At 57.3% G+C, this 4,666-nt stretch carries 3 protein-coding genes; all 3 read left to right on the forward strand.

Going from position 1 to position 4,666, the window contains the following annotated elements; translation table 11 throughout:
• Positions 1-19 precede the first annotated feature (19 nt).
• Positions 20-1,084: a prephenate dehydratase gene (pheA, locus tag VKV29_RS09880; protein ID WP_324201140.1), complete on the forward strand. Its 1,065-nt coding sequence runs from the start codon at positions 20-22 to the stop codon at positions 1,082-1,084.
• Between the two features lie 386 nt (positions 1,085-1,470).
• Positions 1,471-2,679: an A/G-specific adenine glycosylase gene (mutY, locus tag VKV29_RS09885; RefSeq protein ID WP_324201141.1), complete on the forward strand. Its 1,209-nt coding sequence runs from the start codon at positions 1,471-1,473 to the stop codon at positions 2,677-2,679.
• The coding region (locus VKV29_RS09890) for a S9 family peptidase (protein ID WP_324201142.1) at positions 2,663-4,666 on the forward strand (2,004 nt) is incomplete at its 3' end. The genes mutY and VKV29_RS09890, both read left to right, overlap by 17 nt.

Genomic DNA, 4,666 nt, shown 5'->3' on the forward strand with positions numbered 1-4,666 from the left:
AACGAGGTGAAACCCAACGATGAGCTTGCCGGAATGGCGCAAAGAGATTGACCAGATTGACGAACAGATTTTGCACCTGCTGAATCGCCGTGCAGAGCTTGCCCGTCAGATCGGGCATGCCAAATCACGAACGCGATCACATTATTTTACCCCAGAAAGGGAGCATACTGTTTTTCGGCGCTTGGTTCAGATGAATCCCGGCCCGCTAGAGGCACAGGCCGTGCGGGCCATCTATCGGGAGATCATCTCCGCTTGCCGTGCGCTTGAAAAGCCGCTCACGGTGGCTTTTTTAGGCCCGGAAGGCACCTTCAGCCATTTGGCTGGCATAGCGCGCTTCGGCTCCTCTTCGGAGTTTGTGCCGGTGGAACGCATTGCCGAGGTGTTTGCGCAGGTGGAGCGCGGCCTCTGTGATTACGGCGTGGTGCCTGTGGAAAACTCTTGGGCCGGCGCCGTTCCGGAAACGCTCGACTCGTTCCTAAACTCCAATCTTCGGGTGGTGTGGGAGATCTATCAGCCGATCTATCATAACCTTTTGTCGCGCTGCACCACATTGGAGGAGATAAAAAGGCTTTACTCGCACTTTCAACCGTTAGCCCAGTGTCGCCAATGGCTGCGTAACCACTTGCCCCATGTGGAGGAGATAGAGGCTTCGAGCACGGCAAAGGCCGCCGAACTTGCCTCTCGCGACCCAGAAAGCGCGGCCATCGCCACCTACCTTGCGGCAGAAAAATACGACCTACCCATCCTGTGTGAACATATCGAAGACGACCCCACGAACCGTACGCGCTTTTTGGTGCTGGGCTACAACGAGCCAGAACCCACCGGTAAAGACAAAACCTCCCTCATCTTTACCGTGCCCAATCGAGCCGGCGAGTTGGCCCACGCGCTTAACGCCTTCGAGAAGTACGATGTGAACCTCACGATGATTGAAACACGGCCTACCCGCAGCGCCCCATGGCAGTACTTCTTCTATGTAGACCTTCAAGGGCATGTAAAGGACATCGCCGTTTCTAAAGCCCTCAATCTTTTGAAGGAGCATTCGCTGTTTGTGCGCGTGCTTGGCTCCTACCCAGAGGCGAGTTGAACTGTACCCTTTCTGCCCCTTGCCTCCTACAGGGAGCACCTGGCGGTGGGCGCCTCTCAAAGCACCTATCCCCATTTTGGGAGCGGGTAGAGCAGGCTCGTTCGCGGTTGCCTACGATATGCTTACCTTTGGAAAACAAAACGCAATAGCTCCTTTTTCCAATAAGACATAATAACCCCCAGCGGCCTATGATATTTCCTTACCCCTGTCTCCCTGGCCGCTGCATCGCCGTGTGCCAGCACCTCCCTAACCGCTGGGAATGGAAATGCAAGATTTCTCGCCTTCGGCTCGAAATGACAGTTGTTTATCTCACCAGACAGCCCCCTCTCCACCTATCAGGGGGAGGGGAGACCGGCAAGCCGACGCACGGGGTATAATCCTGCAGTATGGAAACTGCCTCTGAAGCGCCGATTACAGGCGATCTGCGCGAACGTATTGTTACCGATCTGCTGGCATGGTATCTGCAAAATAAGCGCGACCTCCCTTGGCGTGGCGCTTCGCCCTACGGAGTTTGGGTCTCAGAGATCATGCTGCAGCAGACCCAGGTTGCCACCGTTATCCCTTACTATCTTCGCTTTATGGAACGTTTTCCCACGGTGAAGGCCTTGGCAGAGGCACCCTTTGAGGAGGTGCTTCGCTATTGGGCGGGGTTAGGCTACTACGCGCGTGCCCGCAATCTGCACAGAGCCGCCCAAATCCTCGTTGAGCGCTACGGCGGCGAGCTGCCAACAGAGCCGGGCGCCATTGAAAGCCTGCCCGGCGTAGGGCGTTATACAGCGGGCGCCATTCGCTCCATCGCCTTCAATCAGCCCTATCCTCTCGTAGACGCCAACGTAGCCCGCGTGCTGTCGCGCCTGTTCGGCGTAAGCGGCAACTTGCACAGCGCCTCCACGCAAGCGCGTCTTTGGCACCTGGCGGAGCAGCTTGTGCCCGCAAATGAACCCGGCGCCTTCAACCAGGCGCTCATGGAGCTTGGCTCCCTCGTCTGCATTCCCTCCGATCCGCGTTGCGAACGGTGCCCGCTACTGGCACATTGTGTGGCCGGTAATGCCCCCGATCCAACTGCCTGGCCGGAAACTCCCTCCGGTAAGCGCTCGATACCGGCCGTTCACAGCAGCGCCCTCATCTGCAACGAGGAAGGGGCCTTACTTATCGTACAGCGCCCACCGCATGGCCTTTGGGGAGGCCTTTGGGAGTTCCCGCGTGTGGTGTGTGCAACAGGGGAAACGCCCCTTGAAGGCGCCCACCGAGCCGCCCGTGAGGTGGCCGGTCTGGAGGTGGAGGCCCTAGAACCTAAAACGTTTAGAGCCGTTCAGGGTCAGGTTGCGCCGCTTACCCGAATCAAGCACGGCGTGATGCACTATCGGATAACCCTCCACGGCTATCTCATGCGCCCCACCACCTCAGTGGTGCCACAGGAAGAGCGGCCCAAGGCATGGGCAACCTCGGAAGCGCTTTCCCGCTACCCTATGCCGGCCCCCCAGGCGCAACTGCGTGAGGCGGTCCTAAATCGTCTGCATACCCCCCTACATAACGCCCAACCCTGCCTTGTTTTTGAGGAGACGAACATCCCACCCTATGCCAAAAAGCCCTAACGAAGTGCCCCAAAAACGGCGGCTTACCCCGCGTGCCCTGCTCGAAATCAAACGGCTGAGTTGCCCACAAGTTCACCCGGATGGGCATAGCGTCGCCTTTGTACTTGAGGAGGCCGACTTTGAAGAGAGCCGCTGGAACCGCCATATCTGGCTGGCCGAGCTGTGGTCGCCACCCGACAACGAAGAGGAGGAGCCAGACGAAAACGTTCGCCAACTCACCTTTGCCAAGGAAGGCGAACGCGAACCTAGATGGTCGCCAGATGGGCGCTATCTCGCCTTTCTCTCCGAACGCCCAGAAGGCGGACAGGAAGAAGACAATGAGGAGGAAGAACGAACCTCACAAATCTGGATTCTGCCTTTGGAAGGAGGGGAAGCCTTCCGCCTTACCCAGGCAAAGGAGGGTGTCGAAAGCTATGCATGGTTCCCAGATGCCGAAACCCTTCTTTTTCTCACCGCAGAGCCAAAGCCGGAGCCTATCGCCAACGCAAAGCGCGACTATCAGAAGCAACACATAGACTCGATTGACGAAACAGAGCCGCGCCCGCGGAAGCAGTTTTGGCGCATACACATTAAGGAACGAAAACCTCAACTCCTTTTCACCGCCGACCCCGGAGTGGAATCGTTTGCGCTGTCGCCAGATGGAACCTGCCTCTGCTATATAACCAACCGCACGGGCGACCCAGACGATGCCCACATCGCCGACATCTATCTGCTAACCCTTCCTGAGGAAGGTGAGCCGGCAGCCCACCTGCTTAGCAATCGGGAGGGTGGCAAATACCATCTTCGTTGGTCACCGGATGGGCACGCAGTCACTTTTCTAGGTTGGCTCGACCCAAAGCTCTCTTATTCGCGCGAAAGCCTTTTTGGAATGCGCATCCCTGCACCGCTCTTGCCGCCCGTTGCTCACTCCACAAAGTTACCCTCATGGTTGAACAAACTGCCCGAGGCGCCCGAATATGCTCTGTTAACGGACTACGACTTCGACCTTTCCTGCTACGAGTGGTCTCCTAAAGAGACCGCAGTTTTCGCTTTGGCCAACGTGCGCACGGGCAGCCAATTGCTTCGTATTGACGGCACCACCACTCCCTTACCGGCCCCTTCGGACGTACCGAGGTTTGAGTTAGCGCTGCAGCCAGAGGGTGGCGTAATGGCATGGATCGAGGAGAGTGCACAGGCTCCGCCGGAAATCTACCTCTACGAGCCTCAAGGCCCCATACGGCCTCTCACCAAGCTCAATGCGGCGTTTACAGAGGAGTATCTCTTGCCAAAGCAAGAGGTAGTGTGTTGGAAAAGCTTCGACGGGTTAGAAATCGAGGGTGTGCTTACCTATCCTTTGGACTACGAGAAAGGCAAGCGCTATCCTCTTCTGCTGCTCATTCATGGAGGGCCTAAGGGCTGCTCGCAAAATTCCCTACGAAGCTATGGGATGCATCCGGTTTGGGCTTCCGAAGGCTATCTGGTGCTGCGCCCGAACTACAGGGGGAGCGAGGGCTATGGCAACGCCTTCGCCATCGCCAATCGGCGTGACCTCGGCGGCGGGGACTACAAAGATATTATGGCCGGGGTGGAGTGGTGCATTGCGGAAGGTTTGGCCGACCCCGAACGCATGGGGGTGATGGGAGGCTCATACGGAGGCTACATGACCAATTGGATCATCGCGCACACCAACCGTTTTAAAGCCGCCATCTCCCTTTTCGGCATCTTTCACCTTCAGACCGACTTCAGCAACTCCTCCTACTCGCGTTGGGACTACGAGTATCTCGGAGCCTACTATTGGGAAGACCCTGAAATCTATCGTCGCCTCTCCCCTGGCACCTATGTAGACCGCATTCAAACGCCTACTCTCATCATTCACGGTGAAGAGGACGACAACACCTTCATCAGCAACTCCAAAGAGATGTACCAGGCGCTGAAGCACCGGAAAGTGCCGGTACAGTTTGTTCGCTATCCGCGTGAGGGGCATGGGCTAGATGAGCCGAATCATCGG

Origin of the sequence: Chthonomonas sp., assembly GCF_035294165.1 — a bacterium.
In the GTDB taxonomy this organism is placed as follows: domain Bacteria; phylum Armatimonadota; class Chthonomonadetes; order Chthonomonadales; family Chthonomonadaceae; genus Chthonomonas.

Excerpts from the sequence above, each read along its gene's own strand:
- pheA (WP_324201140.1), top strand. The coding sequence starts at position 20 with ATGAGCTTGCCGGAATGGCGCAAAGAGATTGACCAGATTGACGAACAG.
- mutY (WP_324201141.1), top strand. The coding sequence starts at position 1,471 with ATGGAAACTGCCTCTGAAGCGCCGATTACAGGCGATCTGCGCGAACGT.